This window comes from Geminocystis sp. NIES-3709, assembly GCF_001548115.1.
GTDB lineage: Bacteria > Cyanobacteriota > Cyanobacteriia > Cyanobacteriales > Cyanobacteriaceae > Geminocystis.
On record NZ_AP014821.1, the window covers coordinates 655,067 to 680,157 of the forward strand.

The 25,091-nt window shown below is 33.0% G+C and carries 27 protein-coding genes; 7 read left to right on the forward strand and 20 right to left on the reverse strand.

Annotated elements, in window-relative coordinates; all coding sequences use genetic code 11:
* Positions 1–6 precede the first annotated feature (6 nt).
* From GM3709_RS02710 to GM3709_RS02725, 4 genes are all read right to left on the reverse strand, one after another.
* Entirely contained in the window at positions 7–714 is a 708-nt protein-coding gene (locus GM3709_RS02710; RefSeq protein WP_066116049.1) for a HEAT repeat domain-containing protein, read from the reverse strand.
* A gap of 83 nt (positions 715–797) precedes the next feature.
* On the reverse strand, positions 798–1,085 hold the full coding sequence (locus GM3709_RS02715) for a hypothetical protein (RefSeq protein ID WP_066116050.1): 288 nt from the start codon (positions 1,083–1,085) through the stop codon (positions 798–800).
* 130 nt (positions 1,086–1,215) lie between these two features.
* Positions 1,216–1,809 (reverse strand): DUF3177 family protein, encoded by a 594-nt coding sequence (locus GM3709_RS02720; protein WP_066121686.1) that lies wholly within the window; start codon positions 1,807–1,809, stop codon positions 1,216–1,218.
* Positions 1,810–1,879: 70 nt separating this feature from the next.
* Positions 1,880–2,104 carry a Calvin cycle protein CP12 gene (locus GM3709_RS02725; protein WP_066116052.1) on the reverse strand — a complete coding sequence of 75 codons (225 nt, stop codon included), beginning with the start codon at positions 2,102–2,104 and terminating at the stop codon, positions 1,880–1,882.
* Between the two features lie 568 nt (positions 2,105–2,672).
* Here GM3709_RS02725 and GM3709_RS02730 point away from each other — a divergent pair.
* Positions 2,673–3,839: a pyridoxal phosphate-dependent aminotransferase gene (locus GM3709_RS02730; protein ID WP_066116054.1), complete on the forward strand. Its 1,167-nt coding sequence runs from the start codon at positions 2,673–2,675 to the stop codon at positions 3,837–3,839.
* Positions 3,840–3,886: 47 nt separating this feature from the next.
* Here the strand turns inward: GM3709_RS02730 and GM3709_RS02735 are convergent, their stop codons facing one another.
* From GM3709_RS02735 to ybeY, 4 genes are all read right to left on the reverse strand, one after another.
* Positions 3,887–4,366 (reverse strand): hypothetical protein, encoded by a 480-nt coding sequence (locus tag GM3709_RS02735; RefSeq protein WP_231937605.1) that lies wholly within the window; start codon positions 4,364–4,366, stop codon positions 3,887–3,889.
* Between the two features lie 160 nt (positions 4,367–4,526).
* On the reverse strand, positions 4,527–5,114 hold the full coding sequence (locus tag GM3709_RS02740; RefSeq protein ID WP_066121690.1) for an aminodeoxychorismate/anthranilate synthase component II: 588 nt from the start codon (positions 5,112–5,114) through the stop codon (positions 4,527–4,529).
* 345 nt (positions 5,115–5,459) lie between these two features.
* Positions 5,460–5,924 (reverse strand): diacylglycerol kinase family protein, encoded by a 465-nt coding sequence (locus GM3709_RS02745; RefSeq protein WP_066116056.1) that lies wholly within the window; start codon positions 5,922–5,924, stop codon positions 5,460–5,462.
* Between the two features lie 213 nt (positions 5,925–6,137).
* Positions 6,138–6,656 (reverse strand): rRNA maturation RNase YbeY, encoded by a 519-nt coding sequence (ybeY, locus tag GM3709_RS02750; RefSeq protein ID WP_066116058.1) that lies wholly within the window; start codon positions 6,654–6,656, stop codon positions 6,138–6,140.
* A 316-nt stretch (positions 6,657–6,972) separates the two neighbouring features.
* On the opposite strand from ybeY, the gene GM3709_RS02755 reads away from it, so the two are divergent.
* The 4 genes from GM3709_RS02755 (at position 6,973) to GM3709_RS02770 (ending at position 9,773) form a co-directional block, all read left to right on the forward strand.
* Positions 6,973–7,692 carry a DUF502 domain-containing protein gene (locus GM3709_RS02755; RefSeq protein WP_066116060.1) on the forward strand — a complete coding sequence of 240 codons (720 nt, stop codon included), beginning with the start codon at positions 6,973–6,975 and terminating at the stop codon, positions 7,690–7,692.
* Between the two features lie 608 nt (positions 7,693–8,300).
* Positions 8,301–8,897 (forward strand): sigma-70 family RNA polymerase sigma factor, encoded by a 597-nt coding sequence (locus tag GM3709_RS02760; protein ID WP_066116061.1) that lies wholly within the window; start codon positions 8,301–8,303, stop codon positions 8,895–8,897.
* Positions 8,894–9,247 carry a hypothetical protein gene (locus GM3709_RS02765; protein WP_066116062.1) on the forward strand — a complete coding sequence of 118 codons (354 nt, stop codon included), beginning with the start codon at positions 8,894–8,896 and terminating at the stop codon, positions 9,245–9,247. The genes GM3709_RS02760 and GM3709_RS02765 overlap by 4 nt, the downstream gene beginning before the upstream one ends.
* Complete coding sequence (locus GM3709_RS02770) at positions 9,228–9,773, forward strand: Spy/CpxP family protein refolding chaperone (RefSeq protein ID WP_082712928.1); 546 nt, start codon at positions 9,228–9,230, stop codon at positions 9,771–9,773. The genes GM3709_RS02765 and GM3709_RS02770 overlap by 20 nt, the downstream gene beginning before the upstream one ends.
* 64 nt (positions 9,774–9,837) lie before the next feature.
* On the opposite strand, the gene GM3709_RS18895 is transcribed toward GM3709_RS02770, so the two are convergent.
* The 3 genes from GM3709_RS18895 to GM3709_RS02780 form a co-directional block, all read right to left on the reverse strand.
* The gene (locus GM3709_RS18895) at positions 9,838–10,014 is read right to left on the reverse strand and encodes a hypothetical protein (protein WP_315863043.1); all 177 of its coding nucleotides are present in this window, start codon (positions 10,012–10,014) and stop codon (positions 9,838–9,840) included.
* A 158-nt stretch (positions 10,015–10,172) separates the two neighbouring features.
* Positions 10,173–11,024 (reverse strand): DNA-formamidopyrimidine glycosylase, encoded by an 852-nt coding sequence (locus GM3709_RS02775; RefSeq protein WP_066116066.1) that lies wholly within the window; start codon positions 11,022–11,024, stop codon positions 10,173–10,175.
* 34 nt (positions 11,025–11,058) lie between these two features.
* The gene (locus tag GM3709_RS02780) at positions 11,059–11,286 is read right to left on the reverse strand and encodes a photosystem I reaction center subunit IV (RefSeq protein ID WP_066116068.1); all 228 of its coding nucleotides are present in this window, start codon (positions 11,284–11,286) and stop codon (positions 11,059–11,061) included.
* Positions 11,287–11,947: 661 nt separating this feature from the next.
* Here GM3709_RS02780 and aroQ point away from each other — a divergent pair.
* A complete protein-coding gene (gene aroQ, locus GM3709_RS02785; RefSeq protein ID WP_066116070.1) occupies positions 11,948–12,403 on the forward strand; it encodes a type II 3-dehydroquinate dehydratase in 456 nt (151 codons plus the stop codon).
* A 108-nt stretch (positions 12,404–12,511) separates the two neighbouring features.
* On the opposite strand, the gene GM3709_RS02790 is transcribed toward aroQ, so the two are convergent.
* From GM3709_RS02790 to sppA, 7 genes are all read right to left on the reverse strand, one after another.
* A complete protein-coding gene (locus GM3709_RS02790; RefSeq protein ID WP_066116072.1) occupies positions 12,512–12,847 on the reverse strand; it encodes a hypothetical protein in 336 nt (111 codons plus the stop codon).
* Between the two features lie 158 nt (positions 12,848–13,005).
* Positions 13,006–13,791, reverse strand: a complete 786-nt coding sequence (locus tag GM3709_RS02795; protein ID WP_066116074.1) for a hypothetical protein — start codon at positions 13,789–13,791, stop codon at positions 13,006–13,008.
* A gap of 77 nt (positions 13,792–13,868) precedes the next feature.
* Positions 13,869–14,924 carry a calcium-binding protein gene (locus GM3709_RS02800; RefSeq protein WP_066116076.1) on the reverse strand — a complete coding sequence of 352 codons (1,056 nt, stop codon included), beginning with the start codon at positions 14,922–14,924 and terminating at the stop codon, positions 13,869–13,871.
* Positions 14,925–15,020: 96 nt separating this feature from the next.
* Entirely contained in the window at positions 15,021–18,950 is a 3,930-nt protein-coding gene (locus GM3709_RS02805; RefSeq protein WP_066116077.1) for a hypothetical protein, read from the reverse strand.
* A gap of 95 nt (positions 18,951–19,045) precedes the next feature.
* The gene (locus GM3709_RS02810) at positions 19,046–19,489 is read right to left on the reverse strand and encodes a hypothetical protein (RefSeq protein WP_066116078.1); all 444 of its coding nucleotides are present in this window, start codon (positions 19,487–19,489) and stop codon (positions 19,046–19,048) included.
* Between the two features lie 325 nt (positions 19,490–19,814).
* A complete protein-coding gene (aroH, locus tag GM3709_RS02815) occupies positions 19,815–20,237 on the reverse strand; it encodes a chorismate mutase (protein ID WP_173645696.1) in 423 nt (140 codons plus the stop codon).
* 3 nt (positions 20,238–20,240) lie between these two features.
* Positions 20,241–21,062, reverse strand: a complete 822-nt coding sequence (sppA, locus tag GM3709_RS02820; RefSeq protein WP_066116080.1) for a signal peptide peptidase SppA — start codon at positions 21,060–21,062, stop codon at positions 20,241–20,243.
* Positions 21,063–21,285: 223 nt separating this feature from the next.
* On the opposite strand from sppA, the gene fumC reads away from it, so the two are divergent.
* Positions 21,286–22,692, forward strand: a complete 1,407-nt coding sequence (gene fumC, locus GM3709_RS02825) for a class II fumarate hydratase (RefSeq protein ID WP_066116082.1) — start codon at positions 21,286–21,288, stop codon at positions 22,690–22,692.
* A 155-nt stretch (positions 22,693–22,847) separates the two neighbouring features.
* On the opposite strand, the gene era is transcribed toward fumC, so the two are convergent.
* Both era and GM3709_RS02835 read right to left on the reverse strand, forming a co-directional pair.
* The gene (era, locus tag GM3709_RS02830; RefSeq protein ID WP_066116084.1) at positions 22,848–23,786 is read right to left on the reverse strand and encodes a GTPase Era; all 939 of its coding nucleotides are present in this window, start codon (positions 23,784–23,786) and stop codon (positions 22,848–22,850) included.
* Positions 23,779–24,903 carry a succinylglutamate desuccinylase/aspartoacylase family protein gene (locus tag GM3709_RS02835; RefSeq protein ID WP_066116086.1) on the reverse strand — a complete coding sequence of 375 codons (1,125 nt, stop codon included), beginning with the start codon at positions 24,901–24,903 and terminating at the stop codon, positions 23,779–23,781. The genes era and GM3709_RS02835 overlap by 8 nt, the downstream gene beginning before the upstream one ends.
* Between the last annotated feature and the right edge of the window lie 188 nt (positions 24,904–25,091).

Genomic DNA, 25,091 nt, shown 5'->3' on the forward strand with positions numbered 1-25,091 from the left:
TTTAAATTATAGTTTATTATGGATTTTTTTCAATGCTAGTTTAGCACGACTTTGGATAGCAATTTCTCCATCTTCTTTCATAATTTCAGTTAATTTTGCGGTAATTTGATTCAATAAATTTTCAGATAAATTAATATCATTAACTTGATTGTTATCAATTATTTGAGCATTGCTAAAATTAGAATCTATCGCTAAATATAAATTTTCAAGAGAAACGATCGAAGCATAACGCACTACCCATTCACCATCATTAATAGTAGTCAAAAGAGTGTCTAAAATTTGGACTTGAGTGGAAATAAGTTTTTCTGGAGATAATTGATGCCATTGTAAACTGCCTAAACCTTTGGCAGCAGCACGTCTCACACTTAAGGAAAAGTCATTAATCGCCGCTTTAATGAGTAAATCGAGAGCCCGAATATCTCCAATTCCGGCAAAAACTCTGACAGCCCAAGCTCTTGCACCATAATTGTAGTTATCTAAGCTAGTTAATAAAGGTTCGATAACAGATTCTCCTATAGAAATTAAGCCTTCCGTAGCCGCAACGGCTGCCCCCGGGTTGTTGTATCCTAAAACTTTAATTAAAGTGGGTATGGCTTCTTTCGATTGACTGTTAGCTAACTCAGTAACGGCATCCAATAATTTAGGGGCAGAATCAGCTTTTTCTACCGCTTCGATAAGTTGATTTACAGGGTTAATAGTTGTTTCTATACTCATGACAATTAAAGATTTAAGTCTGAATTTTAGTTAATGGACAATGAAGATTTGATAAGATTGCGATCGAGCATTTAAGATCAATTTTATTTCCTGATTATTTGTAAAAATTCTGAGGGAGTTAAATTTGACTGAATATATTGAGGATTGACAGGATTATAAGGACTCATAACTCGATCGAGCTTGAGAATAGAAGCCCCTGAAGATAAAATAGGTACATCAGGATCAAATTCAGTACCACCACTTAAATTACTAGAAAATCCTTTAAAAATCATGATTTTGACTTCTTCATGATTATCTTCAGCAGTGATAATTAAAACCTCTTGGGGATTTTGTTGACTATAAGTTTCTAATTCTCGAATATTAAGATTCACTGGACTTACAAAAATAAATTATTGATTTGCTTATTCTCAGATTAAAATTCAGATTTCTTAGTCGCTTTAGCCGACTTATGCTGTTAGGGATAAAATTTATTTCATCGTGAGATTAATCATTTTAACTATGTTATTGCTCAAGAGCAATTCTACCTTGTTTGATGAGTCGAAAAGTTAAGAAATAAAATAAATAAATAAGATATATGACTAAACCTGTCATACCTAAAAACCCTAAAAATCCGGGAGTTGAGTTAGCATGAAAAATGCTTTTATATTGCCAAGGGGCTTCTAACCACACTCGACAAAGTTTTTCTACACTGGCAGATGATGAAATACTACAACGCAAGAAGGGGATAAATAAGATCGAGCTTATCGTACCATAAAAAGTCATAGCCCAACGCCAACTTCTAAGAATTAAACGTAAAGAAGACTTTGGTAAATCTCGGATTTCGTCGTTAATATCCACCCAAAACCAAAGACTAATTACTACGAGAATATGACCTAAAAACCACGCAATATAACCCACCTGCCACACAGGAATTAATAAATAAATTGCGATCGCCATTAAACTAGCAACTCGCCAATAAATCACCAATAAACGCTGGATAGACTGAATTTGAGCAGTCAAAGCCCATACAGAAAGAATTAAAGGTACTATTAAACATAAAAAAACGAATAACTTATAATTAGTCCAAACAAGAGCTTTGAGTAAAGTTTCTTCCATAAATAAAAAAATAATGCAAAAATAAAAAGAGGTGGGAAAACCCACCTAATAAACTAAAAATAACGAAAAATTAGTCTTCATAAAGACGACATTCCGCCGCATCGGGGTTAGCATCACAATATTGCTCTAAAGAAGTTTTCTGAGGCTCATTTTCTTTTTGGTGAGAGGCTTCTGCTTGTAATTCTTCTACTGCATCCCAAGCCGCCGCACATTCAGGAGAACCTTTACCGTTAATGTCACAAACCTCTCTAGCCTCTTTAATTTCTTCTTGAATTTTTTCTTGTATGTTACTCATATTTGTCAAATCCTTTGATTTTTTGTTATCTGTTTATAGCTTATAACAGAATTCTATTATTTGTTATTGGGATATACCCCATTGCTATCTACAAAATTATATCTTAAAGAGAAGCCCCAAGAAAAAGATCTAAATATTTTCATGAATTTTAAATTGTTATCTTTTCATATTCATGGAACAATGTCTTATTTTGATTTTAGATCTTGCACCTCTATCATAAATTTTCACTGACGAGAAGAAAAAGTGACAATAATTGATTTTTCCAATTTTGTCTAGTTAATACTTTTATATTATTTTGTGTTTTGAATTAAAGACAAATTTAATTTTCTTCGTTCATTTTGAGGAAAGTATTGTCTATAATGATTTATGAATATTAGGGATTAATTAAAGTATTTTGAAGTTTTACATCCTTAACCCTTTAGGCGATTAAATCTGTTTAAGTGGTTTTTAAACTTTAAAAAAATCCTAGATATAAAGAGTAATATTTTTTACTGTTCATAGTTCAATAATTACTATTCCCTATGACAATTACTATAAAAAGGATTCTTGCCTCAAAATTTAAGCAACAATGAATAAATTAGCTACTAGAATATCTCAAGTTAACCCTTCCATTACTCTCACTATCACAGCTAAAGCTAAAGCCATGAAAGCTGAGGGTTTGGATGTTTGTAGTTTTAGTGCCGGTGAGCCTGATTTTGATACTCCTGATCATATCAAATTAGCGGCTAAACAAGCCTTAGATGATGGCAAAACTAAATATGGTGCGGCGGCGGGTGAAATGCCCTTGCGTCAAGCCATCGCTAATAAGCTCAAAAAAGACAATAATTTAGAATATAAAGCGGAGAATATCATCGTTACTAACGGAGGGAAACACTCTTTATATAATCTCATAATGGCACTTATCGAAAAGGATGACGAGGTAATAATTCCTGCACCCTATTGGTTAAGTTATCCTGAAATGGTCACATTAGCTGGGGGGAAATCTGTTATTGTCAACACAACGGCTGAAAATGAGTATAAAATCACCCCAGAGCAATTAATACAAGCGATTACCCCTAAAACTAAGTTATTTGTCTTGAATTCTCCCTCTAATCCCACCGGTTCAGTATATACTCCTGATGAGATTAAAGCATTAGCACAGATAATTGTCGATCGAGATATTCTAGTAGTTTCTGATGAAATTTACGAAAAAATTCTTTATGATGGTGCTACCCATTTAAGTATTGGTGCTGTCAACGAGGAGATTTTTAAACGCACTCTTATTAGTAACGGTTTTGCTAAGGCTTATTCTATGACAGGATGGCGTGTCGGTTATATCGCTGGGGATATTAATATTATCAAAGCGATGACAACTGTTCAAGGTCACAGTACTTCCAATGTTTGTACTTTTGCTCAATATGGTGCTATTGCTGCGCTAGAATCATCTCAAGAGTGTGTGGCAGAAATGTTATTATCTTTCACGGAAAGAAGAAAAGTAATGTATTCTGCCGTTGAATCTATTGCCAATGTTAGCACTCCTTTACCTTTAGGGGCTTTTTATCTATTTATCGATATTAGTAAAACTGGTTTAAAATCTCTTGAATTTTGCGATAAATTACTTACTCAAGAAAAAGTTGCAACTATCCCCGGTATTGCCTTCGGTGATGATAACTGTATTCGTTTATCCTATGCTACTGATATGGATTCGATCGAAAAAGGCATGACAAGATTGGGTAATTTTATTAAATCTTTGTAATAGGAAATAGTCGTTTTGAAAATTGAGTAAAAAACCGTTAGGATGCTTTATACAATCTCTTTTTTACTTTGATCAATTTTTGCCCCACGATAAGTAACGTTATTTTGTTTTGACTGGGGTATAGATTCAACATTTTTCAGACGGTTATATTTTAGACGATTATAATGAAATCCTCTATAAGTCATAGATGATTTTTTCTCCTGAGAATCTTCTATCGTGAGGGTATTAGAAGCAACTTCCAATTTTTCTATTCGGTTTTTATCTCGATCGTCCATAATAAAGGTAGTTTCAGTAAACTTAGTAATAGATTTCTGAGTAAGCAACATTCCCGTGGCCAAAATTGCTAAAAGAATAGGAGTGGGTGCGGATACCAGCCCAACAATACAAGTAATAGCAGTGACAAAAGCTGATACCGCTAAGATCAAGCAAATAATCAGTTCCATAATTTTCACCTCTGAATATTTATTATTTATTTCTGGATTTTTGATAAGTGTTTTATAGGTAGAATAACGGGTTGAGTATAACATTTTTTATCATTTATTCACCGTTATTCATCATCCGATGAACCTTCCTATTCTATAACAAATTCAGTAGATAAAAAAGTTATTAATAAAACTAATACACTAGGTTACTTGAGTAAACTTAGAGTTAGAACGTTTTTTTGTAACGAGCAATTGGGTTAAATCATTAAAGATTTTTTAAAAAATTACCTAATAATTTTAATCCTGAATCTGTCAAAATACTTTCGGGATGAAATTGCACTCCTTCTACTAATGAATATTCCTTGTGTCTCAATCCCATAATAATTCCATCATCTGTCCATGCGGTAATCTCTAATGTAGAAGGAATGGTATTTTTATCTACCACTAAACTATGGTATCTAGTGGCATTAAAAGGAGTTTTTACGTCTTGAAAAATGCCAATATTATGATGATTAATAAGGGATGTTTTACCGTGCATGAGGGTGGGGGCGGAAACAATTTTTCCCCCGTAGGCTTGTCCAATAGTTTGGTGTCCTAAACATACCCCTAAAATGGGATAATTTGGGGCTAATTTTGTCACTAATTCTAAACAAATTCCCGCAGAATCAGGATTACCCGGGCCTGGTGAAATTACTATACCATCGGGATTAAGGCTAATAATTTCCGTTACTGTAATTTGATCATTGCGATACACTTTGATTTCTTTGGCAACAGAATATTTATTCCCTAATTCTCCTAAGTATTGTACTAGGTTATATGTAAAGCTGTCGTAGTTATCTATAACCAGAATCAATCTGTTTTCTCCTGTGATCAATTTGAAATGAGATTATTAAGTCTATCATGAAGTGTTGCTAAGAGGATGACCATTAGATGAAATTGCTTAAAACAACAGCAGAAATATTTTCTTGGTGAGATAGGATTTACAAGGAAAAAGTTTTACGAATTTGAAGACTAAAAAACACAATCTTTAGCTTCTATTTTTGAGATTTCGGCAGTTGTTCGCCACAATTTTTAATATACTAAGGGAGATTATAATATAATGTTACAGAAAATAGTTGTTATTTGGTTATTTTACTGAACTCAAATTATTTATTCTCAAAGTATAGTTTCGTGAAATTGGTTTTTACAATATTTTGATTTAAAGGATAAGTGCGATCGCATCCGGTAATAAAATAAAACTAGCAACTAATACAGATGCGATCGCCGAAATTAATACTGCACCCGCCGCACAATCTTTAGCAATTTTGGCTAATTCATGGTAGCTTTGTTTTACGGTCAAATCTACGACAGACTCGATCGCTGTATTGAGCAATTCTAAGACAAGGACAGTGGCACAAGTAAGAGAAATAATTGCCATTTCCACAGTAGTTGCATGGAGATAAAAACCGGCACTCAAAGCCACAGAAGTCATCACCGTATGAATTCGGAAGTTCCTTTGAGTGACAAAAGCATATTTAACCCCCTGCCAAGCATATTTAAAACTAGAAATTAAGTTAGGTGCGACTTTCCATGCTAAATTACGTTTCTCTTTTTTTAACAATGTACCCGAAACACCATCGGGAATGGTGGATGGGGAAAGACTGATTATTTGAAATTTAGACATATTGTTAACTTTTGTTAATTAGTTTTCGATCGATTCTTTAGTATAAAGAGATCTTGACTTCTTTACATACTTGATGATGGCATTTTAGCTACTATTTCTCTTAATTATACATTTGAATTTTTTATTATTGTCATAATATTATTTTATGCTTTGCTAAAGTGAGTGTTGTAGTCAACATTTTTATAGACACAGAAACGATCAACTTTGATCATACTAAACAAAAAAATCTTGAACTGAAGGAGGTTGAATGCCAATACTATTAAGCAAAAATTCTTGTAAAGTGAGCATTTCTCGTAAAAAATTATCGTCAGGATGATCCCATCCTAATAAGTGTAAAAAACCATGACTTGCTAACCATACCAATTCAACGTTCAAAGAATGTCCTTGTAACTGTGCTTGTTTTTGAGCAGTTTGTACGGAAATGATAACATCCCCTAAAGAAACAGTATCCATAAAATCTGCATCGGGGAAATCTGTCTCTAAGGCGGCAAAAGATAATACGTCTGTTGGTTGATTTTTGTCTCTATATTGTTGATTCAAACTTTGGATTTCTTGATCATCAGTAAATATTAAACTTATCTCATAGGTTTTTTGAGGATCTAAATCTAATTCTAAAAGACTTAACCACTTTTCAATCCAATCTTGCCATTGAGATTCCTGAATGGGAGACTCCTGTTGATTCTCAAAAAAAAATAAATCTTCCACATAAAGATCTGTTCTATATTGTTTCATAAAAATTATTGATCATTTAGTTAACTACGTTGCAACTTAATCAATAACATATTAATTATCGATCGTCTCTTTTTTCTCAAGACTAAATTGAGAATGAAAAAAATTTAATTTTCAGTACTTATGGAAATTTTAAATTCTTATTAGACTTCTCCAAAAATTTAAAATAAAACTCTTAAAATATTTGACAGAAAGGAAAAGGAGAAAATTTATTAATTCCTAATTTCTAATTACTAATTCTCCTATTGATTGTTAATGATTAACTTTTAGTCGATAATGGAAATATTAGTTATTAATCAGGAATACATACAAAGAACTTGTGTTACAAAAAATAAAGCAAGATTTAAAAAATGATTTAATCGCAGGATTATTAGTGGTAATTCCTTTAGCTACTACAATTTGGTTAAGCTATGTCATTGCAAACTGGGCGATTAAATTTTTAACTCAAATACCAAAACAGATTAATCCTTTTGATGGATTCGATCCCATTGTTACTAATTTACTCAATTTTTCCGTAGGGTTAACTGTTCCATTCGTGTTAATTCTAATCATTGGTTTAATGGCGAGAAATATTGTTGGTAAATGGTTACTAGATGTCGGAGAACGAGTTTTGCAAGGTATTCCCTTAGCAGGTTCGATTTATAAAACTCTCAAACAAATTTTAGAAACCTTATTTCAAGATTCTCAAACAAAATTTAGAAGAGTTGTCATGGTGGAATATCCCCGCCAAGGCGTGTGGAGTGTGGGTTTTGTCACGGGAAAAGTTAGTGACATGATTCAAGTTCATCATCATAAACCTGTGTTAAGTGTTTTTATCCCAACTACTCCTAATCCTACCTCTGGTTGGTATGCAGTGATACCAGAAGAAGAAGTTATTACCTTGTCTATGTCTATTGAAGATGCTTTTAAAGTTCTTATTTCTGGTGGTATCGTTTCTCCTAACATGAATCAGAACAATTCTAAAACACCAATCTCGTTAAGTAATGCTCCCGTTTCTATTCAGAAGTCGATCGTTGAGTCTTCAGTTACAGAAGATTAAGAGATTGATCAGAATATTTTTACTCATTCATCAGATGATGACAAAAAAATTTTACAAGTTATGTACTTTCTGTTACAATTATTGTAAAGAAATCTAACAGAGAAGCATTGGATACTCCCTGCAAAGATTTCCTCAAGATTAAACGACAATAAATACTTTACCGACATTTATGTGTCGGTTTTTTATTCTTTTGTAAAGAGAAGAAAAAGTCATAATAATTGATTCAAAACTCCAAAGAATGGATTTATTTCAATTGTTTTCTAACCATGATATTATCGATCGAGTATTTCTTACCTCAGTTCGACAGAAGAAAAATGATAAAGACGAGACAAGTGAACAAGTGGACAAGTCGAATGGAAGAAAAATTTTCAATATTTGTACATTATTGAGAGAATTTTATTCATTCACAAGAAATACAATCTACCTGTCTTCCAAGTCAAGTCAGTCATCATCTATTTTTATAGTTCACTCAGGTTTTCTTGAAATCGATCGTAATGGTGAAGTTACTTACTTGCTCAATCTGCTGTTTTTTAGATGCTGTCGTTTAATTTGAACCTTTCCAAGAAAATTCAGGTCTAAAGGTATGAGTACAACAAAAAATAAAGATGATGAATGTCTTAGCAAATAATCCTGCCGAGATTACTGATTTGGAGTTAGTGCAAAAATGCCAACAAGGAGATACAAATTCCTTTCGTTTACTATACCAACGGTATCAACAAAAAGTTAGAGCTACTTTATATAAGTTATGCGGTAATGAATTGTTGGATGACTTACAGCAAGATGTTTTTTTTAAGGCTTGGAAGTCTTTACCGAAGTTACGAAATTGTCAGTATTTTTCTACTTGGCTTTATCGCATCTGCTGGAATGTCGCTTATGATTATGGTAGTGCAAAAAAGCGCGATCGAGATCGAACTGAAGCGCACATTAATCAAGTAAAAGAATCTCTACAAACGGATTTAGCTAGATCAACTAATCACCATCAAACAGGATTATTGCAATTACATTATCAGGATTTAATACAATCTGGATTGCAAAATCTTAGTTTAGATCATCGTGCTGTTATTGTTCTTCATGATTTAGAAGATATGCCACAAAAAGAAGTAGCTCAAATTCTCTCGATTCCTGTAGGTACAGTGAAATCCAGATTATTTAAGGCACGGAAAGAGTTACGTCAATTTTTGGAACAACAAGGAGTAAATTTATGACACAAAATCAATCTAATCCTCAAGATGATGACTTAGTAAATTTTTTGAAGACTTATTCTCCCATTCCCCCAAAAGAAGACAAACCTTGTGAACAATTAGTAATGAGTTCGATCATATCTTCTACTACTTCACCATTATTAAATAGCCGATGGTTAAGAAAAGGATGGGTATTATCGGGGACTTTAATTACTACTCTACTCATTTTAGGAGGTTATTTATTTAATCTCAACACTCGATCGACCCCTCAAGTAGCCACAGAAATGGATCAATTAGAAGCCTTTATGATTGAAACTTGGTATGATTCAATGGCTCAAGAATCCGAATTAAATTATGTCACAGTCAAAGATTAAATTAGGAGTAAATTACACCATGAACAATAGAATTAACTTTCTTCTTCCTTTAGTAACTTTAGCTACTATTTCTTTTAGTAGTAACGTGATGGCATTAGAAACCGTCAAAGAAGATTCTTTAAGTTTTGATACCTCTAACCCTACTATTTTGGCACAAATGGGACAAAGAGGAAAAGACAAAGGTGATATGTTAGAAAAACTAAATCTTAGTACCGAACAACAGCAACAAATGCAATCTATTCGGACGAAATATCAACCTCAAATGGAAACTCTCAAGCAACAAATGCGCACGGAAAAAGACAAACTTCGTCAAATGATGACAAATAATGACTCCCAAAATAATTTACGATCGCAACACAGCAAAATAACTTCTTTGAGTCAACAAATGGGAGATTTAAGATTTCAAAGTATGTTAGAAATGCGAGAAGTTTTAACTCCTGAGCAACGTCAACAATGGAATCAAATGATGGAGGAAAAAAAAGCTAGTTGGCAGGAGAGAAGACAACAAAAACAACCTCAGCAGTAATTTTGAAAAATAGGAGTCGGAAACAAGAAAATTATGAAAAAATTTATTTACTCATTCCTAACTCCTAATCACTAATTCCCAATTTCTTATTATCATAGGCTAGAGTTTGTTTTTCTCTGACAATAGCTAAACCTTCTTGAAGTGCGGGAAGTCGATCGTTCATCCAGTGGTATTCAGGAATTAAACCTGCAATACCTAGTTTTTCCAGACGATTTCTGACTTTACCCGTTGCACCCACCATAATAACCTGATGATCATTTTCGTACGATCGAACTTGTGATTACAGCAGTCATTACAACCTTCATCGGGTCTGTAGGTAAGGAAAATGTTAAGAATTAAAAGTAAGTTTTTTTGATATTCTTAAATTATTTATCTAAGTTTTTTTAAAACTATGTCTCTTCACAATGAAAAATTCTCATTCATTCTTTGGCATTGAGGACAAAAATGACTCGATCGGCCACCTAACTTCATTTTGTTAATCGTCGTACCACATATTCGACAAGATAAGCCTTTTCTACCATAAACCCATGCTATTCCTCCGTAGTTACCATTTACGCCTGTAATTTGGAGAAAATCACTAAAAGAAGTACCACCAGCTTCGATCGCATTTTCCAAAATCTCAATGATAGCTAATCTTAGAGCAGAAATTTGAGAAAATGTTAAATCACAAGCAAGGGTAAGGGGATGAATGTTTGATTTAAACAGAACTTCATCAGCGTAAATATTTCCAATCCCGGCGACTAAACTTTGATCTAGTAAAAATGTTTTAATGTGACGGCGACTTTTGCTTAACTTAGATTGTAAATAAGAATCAGAAAAATCGGGAGAAAAAGGTTCATAACCCAACTTTTGTAAACCCGTAATAATATTTTCTGGAGATTCATCATTAGGAATAAACCACACTTTGCCAAAAGTTCTTGTATCCACAAACCGTAACTCTCGATTATCAGGGAAAAAGAGACGAATACGAGTATGTTTATTTAAAGAAGTATCTTGAGTTAACCATAACAATTGTCCTGTCATCCGTAGATGTACTCCAAGCCAACCATGAGATAATTGAGCTAATAAATACTTCCCTCGGCGATGCCATGTAATAATTTTTCTTGACTTAATCCCTTCGATAAATGTAGCGTCAACTTTAGGATAAGCCAAACTGCGAGACAATAAAACTTCTACACCAATAAAAGTGAGTCCGGAGGTTGCCTTATTTAGCCCCCGGCACACTGTTTCTACTTCAGGTAATTCAGGCATAAATTAAGCCCTAATATAATGGATTTAAACTAGATTATTTTTTCGCAGGTGCGGAAACTTCTTCTAGTTCATTTTCGGCGAAATTGTTAGTGTTAACGCCACCAGCACTACCACTGAAACCGTTATAGTTAACTTGATCAAAACGAACAATTACAGGGTAAATAATACCACTTTTATCGATACTAGCAACAGTTCCTACATCTTTATACCAGTAGGATTCTTTGCGTAAAATTCTTACTTTTGAACCACGTTGAATTGCCATAAATTAAATTATTTTTCTGAAAATGACCATCAAATAACAGATTACTACTTGTTTGTCTCTCTGACATCAATTTTTACTTTAAGTTTTATTAAGTTTTTATTTAGTCACTGATTCACGAAATTTATTTTACTGCCATGTTTTACCCATTTTGTCATATCGATCGCTATCTTTTCATAAACCAAATAAAACTCTAATTCAGATTTTGCACCTCTATCATAAATTCTCACTGAGGAGAGGGAAAAGTGACTAGAATTGATTTTAACACTTCCAAAATTAATTTTTCCCGTTTTGTTTCGTTTTTCGATCGAGTTTAATTGTGATCATTCGCCAAAGGGAAATCAACCAAAGGCACAGACTTCGCTATTTATTCATCCATTTATTGATAAATAGGAACAAATTGAGAGTTGCATTTACAAAAAGTAAAGGTTATGATGGTTTTAGTGATAATAAAAGTGTTATTAGGAGTCTTCTTTATTAATGGATCAAATAGAGAAAGTGATTGAAAAACTAAAAGAGTGGACTCAAAAATTAATTGAGGCTTTACTAGGACCACAATCAGAACCTGAACCCGAATTAATTCCTATTCCAGTGAGGGATCGTAGTCGATATTAAACCTAATTAAATCCAAATTTCGTTAATTTAATATAAAAGAGTCTTTCACTTGTCTAAGTTTAGCATTTTAGTATTAAACGGTCCTAATCTTAATCTTTTGGGAAAAAGAGAACCGAGTATTTACGGGCATCTTACCCTAGAAGATATTAATAATATGTTAGAGCAAGAAGCCGAACGGCTAAATATAACCTTATCTTGCTTACAATCGAATCATGAAGGGGTTTTGGTAGATTCCATTCATAATGCTTTGAATCGTCATCAAGGTATCTTAATTAATGCCGGCGCTTATACTCACACAAGTGTAGCCATCCGAGATGCTTTATCTGGGGTGGCTATTCCCGTGGTAGAAGTTCATCTTAGTAATATTTATCGCCGAGAAGATTTCCGTCATCATTCTTATATAGCACCGATCGCAATTGGGCAGATAAGCGGTTTTGGTGCGGAAAGTTATCGTTTAGGATTACAAGCCTTAGTGAATCAATTATTAATTGATAATAGAGGTTGAATATTGCTATGCTAAAACTCAGGGAATTTACTATTACTTATTACTTGAAAATTTTTAACCGTCAATAACATTTCTTGTGAATGTTATTAATGAAAGAATTGGATTTTCCTATAAGTATTCTATATCCACTTGGTAACTAGGAATAGTTAAAGTACAACGAGCTGTTATAGAAGTACCTCCAGAGTTATAGCCTGATAAAATCAAAGTAGCGCCGCCTTTACCGGAAAAAGAATCCACAATCCCAGTTACTGTTACGCCATATTCAGCCAGTTGGCTTGAACAAGCAGCATAAGCATCATCGATAATGGATGCAATCAGAAAGGATGAGCTTTGTATATTTTCTCGACTGGGTGGTAAATTTTGAGAAAAAGCTGGTGCAAATCCACCAAATAAACTTGTCATTAATGCAGAAATAGTGACACCAATCTTAATTAAGGAAATCATATTTTTTAAAGTACCTAAACTAATAAAAAACCATTTTGGTTTTTAATGAATAAAATCAAATTATATTTTAGAGTAAATTAAAGCTAATAGATCTCAAATTAAACTTTTATATTGTTAAAAATTATAAATTTTTGAGGAGATCTATTATTAATTATTGATTATCTAAAATTAGCTAAGAAGTTTTGTCCATCAAGAGTACCTTGTCCAATTAAATTATTAATGGAATTACGTGCACCTAATTCAATAATAAAAAATCCTATAGCATCTGCCATGCCCGATCGATCGACTTGTATTCTAATACTATAAGCATCTCGACTGGTTTGTCTTCCTTCAAAGTTGAAACTATTGCCATTTTTGAATAGTAAAGAAATTCTAGCTCTATTATTACTATCAACATTAATAAAAACAGAGGTAATATTTTGATTAGGACGAGATTGTAAACTAAATAATCCTTCTCCTGATTGTTGAATATTAAGATTAGCAGTATTATTCGGTTTAGAACTACTTTGATCTCCTCTAAATATCATGCGAAAATTTTGACCATCGAGAGAACCTTGACCGTTTAATAGACCAATAGTATTGTTTTTGGTGTATTCTAATAAGATTGAGCCTTGAGCCGTTGCCGCACCAGAGTTGGTTAAGTTAATTCTCCCTTGGGTTGCAGTTTGTCGGGTGAAATTTCCATCTAAACGCACTGTTCTATTATCTTGCAAAAATAGGGTAATTTGGGCTTTATTGTCAGTTTGTAAGGTAACAGAAGCTGATGTGACACTTATTGGACTTTTTCGCCCTACTTTCCATGTACCTTTACCCTGACTTAGTACATTTACTTGATTATTTTGGGCTAATACTTGGGAATTAGAGAAAGGAGGAATAAGAGTGACAGGAGACAATAACAGGGTTAAACCAATAGCGATCGATGAATAGGTTGATGATAAGCTCATTTTTTTTGATAACTTTAATTTTAATTATTTATTATCTATGAGAATTTATCAAAAATTAGTGATTTTAATGTGAATATTTATGAAAAGTAACCATTATTGAGATATGAACTATAGTTAAGTTGATTGGTGTTAATATTGTGAACAATTCCTAATAAATCATCGGCACTATCATAACGATTAGAGTAGTTGCCAGTGTCATGATAAATATAAGTATCTGAACCCATTTGTGTTAAAAGATGTTTTCTGCTTAAATTCTCAATCACTATCGTATCTATTTGATCTTCAAAATCTTCGATGATAAAATGACCATAATTACTATTTTGAGCAATAGTATAAATAAACCTGTCAGCTTCTGTACCACCTCTGAGTCGATCGATACCAGAACCTCCCATTAATATATCCCGTCCACTACCACCTGAAAGATAGTCGTTGCCGTATCCTCCTAAAAGGGTATCGTTTCCTGCATCTCCAATGATCAAATCATCATCTTTATTTCCGTTTAACCACTCAATACCTTCTCCTCCTCCTTCTAACCAATCATTTCCTTCTCCTCCTTCTAACCAATCATTTCCGTTTCCTGCATAGATTCGATCGTTCCCAAAACCGCCCAAAATAAAATCATCATCACTAATAGTGAATCCAGCAGTATAAAAAATTCCACCGTATAAGGTATCATCACCTAAACCACCATCAATAAAATCATCTCCCTCATTTCCCTCTATATAATCACTTTCATTCCCACCGTATAAAAAATCATCCCCTTCATTGCCTTGTATTTTGTCTGAACCACTATCTCCATAGATAAAATCATTTCCTGTACCACCACTTATATTATCTGTTCTATCTCCGCCTTTGATGGTATCATTCCCACTTTGTCCATATAACCAATCCATGTCTGAATTTCCGTCGATGACATCGTTTCCTTCTCCACCGTAGATAGTGTCCATTCCTTCTCCACCATCGACATAATCATTCCCATTTCTGGCTAATATCAAGTCATTTCCATTGTACCCTTGTATATTATCTCGATCATTTGTGCCGATTAATTCGTCATTTTCGATCGTACCATCGATAAAATTAACATAAAGAGTAATAGGAGGTAATAGATCTAAATTTAAGGTTGAATTAAACATAATATTATGAGTTAGTTTAGCAATAAATTCTTTTTCTATTCTAGCTTGATCGAATTTGTGGTTGTTTTTTATGCTTTCAAGGAAAAATTAATCACTTTACATTTTTTCACGACATTTTTTTGCTTCCTCTAAATATCCTCCTTTTTCATAATATTTAATGGCAGTTTCAAAATCTTCCATCTTAAGACAAGCAGAAGCCGCTCTATCCCATTTTTCCAAATATTGCCATAATTGAGCAACTTCTTCCCATTTTTCCTGATATTCACAGACGATCGCCAACTTTTCCCAACTGGATATTTTCCGCCAACAATCTTCTGCTTTATCCCACTCTTGTGCTTTTTCGTAACAAATACCAGCCCTTTCTATTTCATTAACTAATAACCATGCTTTTGCCGCATCTGTCCATTTTTGTTGATGTTCGCAAACGATCGCAACTTTTTCCCATTTCCAGAGTTTACGCCAACATTCCTCTGCATTACTCAAATCTTCGGCTTTTTCATAACACAATCCTGCTTTTTCGCCTTTATTTGCTCGTAAATAAGCAGATGCCGCTAATTGCCATTGTTGTAACTGTTCACAAGCATTACCATATTTTTCCCAATTTTGTGATTTCTGCCAATATTTAGCCGCTCTTTCCCAATCTTGACAGTTTTCATAGCATAGTGCCGCTTTTTCTATTTGATTCGACTTTAACCAATCATAAGCTGCTTTTTGCCATGTTCCTTGTTGTTTACAAGCATTTTCCACTCGTTCCCAATTTTCTAGTTTTTGCCAACAATCTTCTGCTAATCGCCAGTGTTTCCCTTCTTCATAGCAAAGGGCGGCTTTTTCTATCTCTCCTAATTTTTCCCGACAATGCCCTGCTTTTTGCCATTCTCCTAATTTTTCCCAAATTTCAGCAGATTCTGTCCATTTTTCCTGTTTTTCCAACACTTTTGCCGTTCGATCGCTTCTTTGTAACTCCCGCCAACATTTTTCTGCTAATTGCCAATATTGTCCTTCTTCATAACACAAACCTGCTTTTTCAATTTCACGAATTTTCTCCCACGCTACTCCTGCCTTTTGCCATTCTCCTAAATTTTCCCAACTTTCAGCCGCTTCTTGCCATTTCTCTTGTTTTTCACAGGCTAAAATAATTCTTGTCCAGTTTTTCGCCGCTAACCAACATTTTTCGGCCTTATCCCATGCTTGGCACTGTTCATGACATAATGCTTCTAACTCGTGAGGATTGGTTTTACTCCATGCCTGAGCGGCTTCTGTCCACTTATTTTGCTGTTGTAAACAAATAGCAACAAATCCCCAATAACCTAACTCTTGCCATATATTTTCTGCTTTATGCCATTGATTTGCTTTTTGATAACACAGGGCAGCTTTTTCCGTTTCAGTGATTTTTAACCATGTTTTGGCGGCTAAATCCCAATTTTCTTCTTGTTCATAGGATAACGCCAATTCTTGCCAATTTCCTAATTCTTCCCAACATTTTTGGGCAGCAGTCCATTTTTCTGCTTTTTGCCAACAGAAAGCCGCTTTCTGCACATTGCCTTGTTTTTGCCAACAATTACCGGCTTTTTCCCACTGTTGTAAATCTTCCCAAATAATTGCTACTCGATCCCATTTATCTAGTTTTGTCCACATTTTGATAGCAGAGGTAGCTTGATCATGTTCTCGATAATATTTATCTGCTAATTCATAATATTTATTTGCTTGTGAAGTTAAGTTTTTAGCAATACATTCGTCTCCGGCTAATTCCCATTGATGATCTTTTTCTAAACATCTTAATTTTCCCTCAAAATCTTTTGCTTTTTCATAACAAAATTTTGCTAATTTATAGTCTTTTTCTTGTTCAAAATAAAGTCCTCTTATTTGCCATTCTTCTGTTTTTAAAACGCCCCATTTGGCTAACCACAATTTTTTATCTACTTCATTCCAACAATTAATTGCTTCATCAAAAATGCCTAATTTACTCCAAATATCTCCTGCTTTACCCCAATTTCCTTGTTCTTCTTCTAATAATGCTTCTACTTTAGCTGCACCTATTACATCATTATAACGCTGATATATTTGACTAATTATTTGATAGGCTTGATCAGTACCTTTTTTTAAATAGTTATTAGCAATAATTTTTATTTCTATTTCTGAATATTTAGTATCAAATAGTGATTCTAACTCTGTTTCATATCCAATATCTATCAAATTATTGATACTGCTATCACTCCAAATATTATCGATCGAATCATCATAAAAATATAGTTTTTTCTTAGCTATATTTGTGCAGGTATAAATATGGTTATATTTGACATTAATTAATTCTTGATCCTCTAAACTATTACGATAGAGTTGAGAAATTTTAGTGAACATTTTCCAAACTAAAACCTGTTCAAATTCTAAATTTTCAATCTCTGAAAAATGTATAATCCTATGGGTATCATTAGGAAAAATACTGTTTAATCTATTTCTTTCTTCTTCTTCAAAGACTACGATCGCACTATCAATATTAAGATAATTTTTACTCATTAAAAATTCCAATGTTAAATCGGAAATAATTAAAGGTTTATAATCAGATTTATATAATGAAAAATGATGAAGATTTTTTCCTGATAAATTTGCAATCGTAACTCCTAATTTAGAAATATTATCACAATAGCTAAAATTATAGGTTAACTCATGAGGTTCAATTAATTCTCGAATTTGTTTCCAAGTAGATAATTTATGATAATTTTCTACCAATATTTTTTTTATTCTACTCCAAATTAAATTTTTACTATTTAAACTAACTTCATTTTCACCGACTAAAAATATTTGAGGAAAATAATTATTTGCATCAGTAACTTTTAATAATTTAAGAATAAATTGTAATTGTAACTCACTAAATTTATTAATACCATCAATATAAATCCCCTCATATTCTCCTTGATAATTATCGGGAAACTTACTTAATAAATAGTTTGTTAAATCTAAATCATCCCAATAATTTTGTGATTCTAACCAATCTTGATATTGAGTAGCAAAATTATAAATAGCTTTAAAGTCTATCGTAGGATTTAATAGGCTTTGATTTTTTAAAGCTAAATATTCCTCCAAACTAATTAAACTTTTTCCACTGCCAATAATTTTATTTGAACCTTTAATAATTTGTCGAATTTCTTGCCATAAATCCTCAGCTTTAAGTGTAAATATTTTCTTTGGATTAAAAAATTGTTCTCTGAATTTATATAAAGTTACTTGTCTTTGAGCCAAAAATTTATAAGTAAAAATTAAAGGATATTTTTCAATAATACTTTTAGTTAAACTAATATAATGATAAACATTTATCGGATCACTGAAACTATATTGATTAATAATTTTTTTAGTTTCTTTTACTGAAAATTTATTGTCTGTTAAAAATAAAACTTTTTCCTCTTTTGTTGTGCTTAAAAAATGGGCTTTGTTTAAAGCTGAGTATATTGCGATCGTAGTTTTTCCCGTCATTCTATTACCAGTAATAAGTGCAGGAAAGTTAGGATTTTGATTTAAAATATTATACTGTTGTCCTGATACTAAATAAAATTCTTCAGATGTATTGTATTTTGAAGTATGAACAATGAAATCATTATCATTGTAAGTAAAATCTTGATGATTAAACTGATAATTATTTTCAGCTAAAATACTAATTCTTTCATCTTCTTTTTCTAAAGTTATTTTATTTAAAATATCTAAAGTTTCTATAACAGTGTCTATATTATTTTTAATAGTTAATAAATTATTTGATTTTGATTCTACATTAGTAAAATTAATTATTTTCAATAAAATCTGATTATTTTGACTATTACTTAACAATACTAAAGCCTCTAAAGAGTTATCATAAGGAAAACTTGTTATTACTTTAGGATTCTTCACTAACATTGAAGATAATTTATTATTTAAGTCAATATCAGCTAATATTAGATAAAAATTTTTTAAGAAAGTAGTGCGCACTTCTAGCGGTAGTATATTTAATTTTGACCAAATGTCAAAGGAAACAGATACAACAAATTCTGTAGAAGCCATAATTTAATACACCAATATATTTTTTAATAATAAAAGCTGATTCTAATAGTATAAATGATTAAACTTCACCTGTTAAATTAAAGATCACACTTCTTTTAGTTATTATATTCTTCTTGATTAGGCACAATCTCTAACTTCTGTACTGTGTGTCTGTGAATAAGTAAATCTTCCTTAATTTGCTTTATTCCCTCACTAATCGCAGTTTTATAATCATGAGTAGAAAAAGTAAATTGTTGGCGTTGGGGTTGATTAATCGTCCATTTTACGGTGTTTTGATGGTGAGTTACTTTTATACCCTGCTCAATTCCGGCACACTCAGGTACACCGCACCAACAGGTAATGATAAAATATTCTCCATCTTTTACAATACTATTGCTTAATTGTGTTAATGATGTAGCATAGTAGGAAAAATCTGTGAGAACTTCTCCGTCAACGAAAATCATGGTAACAAAATAAGCATGATCATCATTATCAAAACTATATATTTTATTCTGTAACTTTAATTTATTCATTAGAGTAATCGTAGAGTCCCACTTCATGATCGAACTCAGATATTATTATAAATATGCACTACTAATTTCTCTAATTATTCTCATGACATTAGCCTATCATTAAAGAAGATATAAGAGATATAGTGATTTTTATATTGGTTAAAATGCCATAAAATAGTTAAATAAAATCTGCTTTTTCTAAAAAAAATTAGAATAATTAACCTCTTTATTTCCTCAAAAACAGTCTTATTATCGTCAGGGGATGACAGCTATTTCCCTTATTCAATCTATATTACGAGTGCTTTGTCCCTACCTGAAACTATGTCCTAACTCCTCTTTCCTATCCATCCTATGAGAAACTTTTTAGCAGTCCTTACTGAGAATGAATTAGACTTAAATCTGGACGCAAATTCTCAGCTTTTCGGAGGTAAGAATGATACATTTCTGTCTGTGGTTTGCTTGTATTGATATAGATTAGAACTCTAATACACTTTTCAAGACTACCTTTTACTTGCATTTGTTGTAAATCTAGTAAAGGTATGTTTGTCCACTGATGGTATTCTCTAGCGATCGCAGCAGGAAATACGGCATCTAAATCAGGAGTGACGGTAAAAATAACGCTAATAACGTCTTCATATTTGAGTTGATTACGGGTTTCGATGTCCGTCAATAATTCTCTTACAGCATCTCTCATGGCTTCCATAGTATTTGCTGAGGCGGTAGTAGCGCCTCGAATTGCCCGTACATTCGACATCAACTTCTTACTCCCTTCCCAAGTTAAGTGCATATTTTCCATAGATTAAGGACGATATAGCCATAAAGGTTGACCATTAGTAGCCAATTCAAATTCTAACCAATTAATAGCAGATCCTACTCCTGATTTTACCTGAGTTCGTCCATTAAGAAAACGATCGACAAAAGATTTAGGTTGTTCGATAGTTTGGCATTCTGTTTTGTCTGGATTAAGTTTCACCAATTCACAAGCCCATCTAAATGCGTCTTTTTCAGTACCTAATCGATCGACTAACCCTAATTCTAAAGCCTGTTGTCCACTAAAAATACGTCCATCAGCAAAACTTTTCACCGTTTCTACACTTAATTTTCTTCCCTCGGCTACCGTTTGCACAAATTGCTCATAGGTACTATCAATTAACTGTTGTAAAATACTTTCTTCTTCGTTGGTCAAATCTCGATCGAAGGATAGTATATCTTTATAAGGGCCTGATTTGATGACTTTAAAAGAAACTCCTACCTTATCCAACAATTTTTGTAGATTATTACCCCTAATAATCACCCCCACACTACCAGTAATAGTACCCGGATTTGAGACAATATAATTCGCCCCCACCCCAACATAAACACCACCAGAAGCGGAAATATTGCCAAAACTAGCCACTATTTTGATTTTTTCCCCTAATTTCTTCAAAGCAGAGTAAATCTCTTGAGAATCCGCTACAGTGCCGCCGGGGGAGTCTATTCTTAATAATAGTGCTGGAAATTTCTTTTCTTCTACGACTTCTAAAGCCTCTAATACTTGTTCTCTAGTTTTAGATCCGATCGCACCTGTGATTTCAATACGAGCGATTTTTTTTGTAGATGATGGTTTAAAAGGCCAAATCATTATATATTATAAGTATTTTAAGTGTAAGTCTTCTATTATACCCTTTAGGGTTTAGCTATCGGTATTCAATTTTAGATCATTGCGATAGATGCAGTATAAACTTTAAGGTGTTAGCTAATAGCTTACCTAAATCAAAGATTTTTGTGTCGAACTCAGGTTTTCTAGTAATTTATATCTAGGACTTTAAAATAAATTAGTTAAGACTATTCCTATCAAAAAGATTATGACTGAGACAAATAAAGATACTCGTATTGAAAAAGATAGCATGGGCGAAATTGAAGTAAAATCCGATCGATACTGGGGCGCACAAACGCAACGATCGATACATTATTTTTCCATTGGGGAAGATAAAATGCCCCTAGAAGTAATAAAAGCCCTTGCCATCGTCAAAAAAGCAGCCGCCATTACTAATAACCAATTGGGAGTGTTATCTACAGAAAAAACCCAACTCATTAACCAAGTCGCCGATGAAATTATCGAGGGAAAGTTAGATGATCATTTTCCCCTGTACGTTTGGATGACAGGGAGCGGTACACAATCTAATATGAATGTTAATGAAGTTATTGCTAATCGTGCCATTGAAATTGTCGGAGGAGAATTAGGCAGTAAAAACCCTATTCATCCTAATGATGATGTGAATAAGTCTCAGTCTTCAAATGATGTCTTTCCTACCGCTATGAATATAGCAGTTTCGATCGCAATTAATGAACGTTTAATCCCCAAAGTAACAAAATTAAGAGACGCATTAGAGGAAAAAGCTGAGGCATGGAAAGAAATTATAAAAATTGGTAGAACTCATTTACAAGATGCAGTACCCTTGAGTTTAGGGCAAGAATTTTCTGGTTATGTGGGGATGTTAGAGGATAATTTAACGAGAATAAATCAAGCCTTACCCGGAATTTATCAATTGGCTTTAGGAGGCACAGCCCTAGGTACAGGTATAAATGCACCTATAGGCTTTCCAGCCAAATCCGCCCAATGTATCGCTGAATTGACGGGTTTACCCTTCATAACTGCCCCGAATAAATTTACCGTCATGGGCGCTCATGATGCTATGGTAATGTTAAGCTCAACCTTAAAAACCCTTGCTTGTTCACTATATAAAATCGCTAATGATATTCGTTTATTGGCTTGTGGCCCTAGGGCGGGATTTAATGAGTTACAATTACCAGAAAATGAACCCGGATCGTCTATAATGCCGGGAAAGGTAAACCCGACACAGTGTGAAGCGTTAGCTATGGTGGCGGTGCAAGTTATGGGTTATGATACGGCGGTGGGTTTTGCCGGGGCAAGTGGTATTTTAGATATGAATGTTTATAAGCCTATGATGGTTTACAATGTTCTCCAATCCATCAAAATTTTATCTGATAGCTGTAACAACTTTACTGACTTTACCGTTAAGGATATGACACCGAATCTCCCCAGAATCAATGAGTTAGTGAATCAATCTTTGATGTTAGTAACGGCACTTAGTCCGAAAATTGGTTATGATAAAGCCTCGAAAATTGCCCATCTTGCCCATAAAAAACACCTTACCCTAAAACAAGCCACCCTCGAATTAGATTATCTCACGGCAGAAGAATTCGATCGAGCTATTGATTTAAGACAAATGGCTTACCCTCATGAGTAACTTTTTTGAAATATTCAATTATTGACAAGGCAGAGTAATAAATAATAAGTAATTCTCAACTTTTAATTAAAAATAACTTTATTTGCGATGATTTTTCTTTATCTATCTCCTAACTCCTATCTTCTACCCTCCCCAAAATATTTTTTTACCAACCCCTAATTATCAACTTGATAGCCAAATTCGGCTAATCTTAATCGTGATTGTCGCCATTTTGGTTCAACTTTGACAAATAACTCTAAATAGACTTTACCACTTAATAATTTTTGCATTTGTTGACGAGATGCCGATCCAATTTCTTTTAACATACTTCCTTTATGACCAATCATGATAGATTTTTGAGAATTTCTCTCCACACTAATCGCCGCATAAATCTTGGTAAGTTTTGGACTTTCTTCCATCTTTTCCACTGTTACCGCTACGGAATGGGGTATTTCTTCTTTCGTTGATAATAATATTTGTTCTCTAATTAATTCTCCAATGATAAATCTCTCTGGTTGATCCGTTACCAAATCAGGGGGATAATAGTAAGGGCCATAATCTAGTTTTGTTATTAATTCCTGTTGTAAATTATCTAATCCTTCTCCTGTTATTGCTGAAAAATTAACTATTTGCCAGTTTTCTTGACAAATTTCCTGATAACTTTCATTGAGTTTTTCCCTATCTTCTCCTTGTAAGTCACTTTTGTTTAATCCTAAAATTATCGGTGTCTTGCTCTTGTGTAATAATTCGGTAATATATCGATCGCCCCCCCCCGCAGAAGAAGAAGCATCTACCACAAATAAAACCACATCAGCATTATTAATAGCTGAAATAGCATTTTGTACCAAAACCTTACCTAATTCATGGTGTGGCTTGTGAATACCGGGAGTATCAACGAAAATAATTTGTGCCTCTGGAGTGGTTAAAATGCCCCGTAAACGATTACGAGTAGTTTGTGCTACGGGAGAAGTAATTGCTACTTTTTGCCCCACTAAGTAATTCATTAAAGTAGATTTACCAACATTCGGACGTCCGATAATAGCGACAAACCCTGATTTAAACTCATCGGATGCAATGGGAATAATGGGTAAAAATGATTCAATAAGGTTAGACATGGGGAAAAATACCTAAAATATACTCGCCTTGATTTACAGTATCGTTAGTAGAGACATCAAAAATTATGCCTTCATCTGCTGATTTTATCTCTATTATAGTGGGCATTACCTTCCCTTTAGAAAATGACAGAAGTTGATAAAGAATATCACCCTTTTTAACACTTGTACCTTCCCTCCGGCGATTCCGAATAATTCCTCCTTGGGGTGCGTAATAACTTTTAATGGTATTTTTAGGTACAAATTTAGTAGTTTTTGAGGGTATTATCAGATCTAAATTAAGCATATTTTTTGCACATAAATAGTTAATAATTCCCCTAACACCTTTGGTTACAGATTCTTCATTCACTGTCATTCCTGAGCCTAATTCTAAAGTCCATGATTCTACGTCAAAAGTGATATTTCTTCCTGCTTGAATAAACTTTTTTTCTAATATTAACCAAGGATTTAAAAAGGCTTCATCAAAAGCATTCCCATCATATTTATTCATTAAAATAGCATAATCAAAGAGAAAATAATCAGCACTATTTTGACGAAAATCAAAACAATAAAGATAGTCGATCGCTTTGACACTGGAGCTATGAATATCTATAATATAATTAGCATCTAAAGACAAGGATTGTAAAATATTGCGGTAATGTTCAGAAAAAGAAATACTACGATCGAGATTGATATTATCAATTTTTTCTTTAAACTTATTAAGAATATCCTTTAAAAAATTAGCTTGTATTTCTTGATTATTTAGATTGATATTTTCTGCAACAAAATTATCAAAATTAACTTTCTCATGACTATAATCCCAGAAAATACGATTCCAATTATACCCATCATAAGGACTATATCTTCCTGTTGAAAAAAAGAGATTTCTCTGATTAATTCCTGTTGGATTACATACAGGTACTAATAAAATTTTTCCTTGAATATCATTATTATTTAATTTACTAAAAAACCTAATTAGTTCATAAATAACTGCATTACCAACAATTTCTGCACCATGTAAATTAGCTTGAATATATACTTTTTTATCACCTTTTTTTCCCTCAAAAGTATAAGTTGGTATCTCTAAAATATCTCCACTAGCTAAAGTTTGGATTTTTATTAATTGATAATCAGGAAACATATTAATTAGGGTTAAATGAAAATCTTGACATATTTCTGAGTTGTAAAAAGAAGCTGAGAAAGCTATAAAATTTATGGATAAAGGTAGGGATTAGCTCTTAGCTTTTAGCCTTTTTCCCATTAAAAAATCAGTAATCAATTACTAATGTTGACAAGAAATTTAACTTAACAATAGCTGATAGCTAACCT

What these genes read in the sequence shown, in the direction of transcription:
- GM3709_RS02795 (WP_066116074.1), bottom strand. Translation starts at nt 13,791, where the DNA reads ATGAGCTTATCATCAACCTATTCATCGATCGCTATTGGTTTAACCCTG.
- GM3709_RS02770 (WP_082712928.1), top strand. Translation starts at nt 9,228, where the DNA reads ATGTCACAGTCAAAGATTAAATTAGGAGTAAATTACACCATGAACAAT.
- GM3709_RS18895 (WP_315863043.1), bottom strand. Translation starts at nt 10,014, where the DNA reads ATGGTGGGTGCAACGGGTAAAGTCAGAAATCGTCTGGAAAAACTAGGT.
- GM3709_RS02765 (WP_066116062.1), top strand. Translation starts at nt 8,894, where the DNA reads ATGACACAAAATCAATCTAATCCTCAAGATGATGACTTAGTAAATTTT.
- aroH (WP_173645696.1), bottom strand. Translation starts at nt 20,237, where the DNA reads ATGGAAAATATGCACTTAACTTGGGAAGGGAGTAAGAAGTTGATGTCG.
- GM3709_RS02800 (WP_066116076.1), bottom strand. Translation starts at nt 14,924, where the DNA reads ATGTTTAATTCAACCTTAAATTTAGATCTATTACCTCCTATTACTCTT.
- GM3709_RS02790 (WP_066116072.1), bottom strand. Translation starts at nt 12,847, where the DNA reads ATGATTTCCTTAATTAAGATTGGTGTCACTATTTCTGCATTAATGACA.
- fumC (WP_066116082.1), top strand. Translation starts at nt 21,286, where the DNA reads ATGACTGAGACAAATAAAGATACTCGTATTGAAAAAGATAGCATGGGC.
- GM3709_RS02735 (WP_231937605.1), bottom strand. Translation starts at nt 4,366, where the DNA reads ATGTTATACTCAACCCGTTATTCTACCTATAAAACACTTATCAAAAAT.
- GM3709_RS02710 (WP_066116049.1), bottom strand. Translation starts at nt 714, where the DNA reads ATGAGTATAGAAACAACTATTAACCCTGTAAATCAACTTATCGAAGCG.
- GM3709_RS02720 (WP_066121686.1), bottom strand. Translation starts at nt 1,809, where the DNA reads ATGGAAGAAACTTTACTCAAAGCTCTTGTTTGGACTAATTATAAGTTA.
- GM3709_RS02805 (WP_066116077.1), bottom strand. Translation starts at nt 18,950, where the DNA reads ATGGCTTCTACAGAATTTGTTGTATCTGTTTCCTTTGACATTTGGTCA.
- GM3709_RS02725 (WP_066116052.1), bottom strand. Translation starts at nt 2,104, where the DNA reads ATGAGTAACATACAAGAAAAAATTCAAGAAGAAATTAAAGAGGCTAGA.
- GM3709_RS02835 (WP_066116086.1), bottom strand. Translation starts at nt 24,903, where the DNA reads ATGTTTCCTGATTATCAATTAATAAAAATCCAAACTTTAGCTAGTGGA.
- GM3709_RS02730 (WP_066116054.1), top strand. Translation starts at nt 2,673, where the DNA reads ATGAATAAATTAGCTACTAGAATATCTCAAGTTAACCCTTCCATTACT.
- GM3709_RS02780 (WP_066116068.1), bottom strand. Translation starts at nt 11,286, where the DNA reads ATGGCAATTCAACGTGGTTCAAAAGTAAGAATTTTACGCAAAGAATCC.
- GM3709_RS02760 (WP_066116061.1), top strand. Translation starts at nt 8,301, where the DNA reads ATGAATGTCTTAGCAAATAATCCTGCCGAGATTACTGATTTGGAGTTA.
- GM3709_RS02745 (WP_066116056.1), bottom strand. Translation starts at nt 5,924, where the DNA reads ATGTCTAAATTTCAAATAATCAGTCTTTCCCCATCCACCATTCCCGAT.
- ybeY (WP_066116058.1), bottom strand. Translation starts at nt 6,656, where the DNA reads ATGAAACAATATAGAACAGATCTTTATGTGGAAGATTTATTTTTTTTT.
- GM3709_RS02810 (WP_066116078.1), bottom strand. Translation starts at nt 19,489, where the DNA reads ATGAAGTGGGACTCTACGATTACTCTAATGAATAAATTAAAGTTACAG.
- sppA (WP_066116080.1), bottom strand. Translation starts at nt 21,062, where the DNA reads ATGATTTGGCCTTTTAAACCATCATCTACAAAAAAAATCGCTCGTATT.
- GM3709_RS02775 (WP_066116066.1), bottom strand. Translation starts at nt 11,024, where the DNA reads ATGCCTGAATTACCTGAAGTAGAAACAGTGTGCCGGGGGCTAAATAAG.
- era (WP_066116084.1), bottom strand. Translation starts at nt 23,786, where the DNA reads ATGTCTAACCTTATTGAATCATTTTTACCCATTATTCCCATTGCATCC.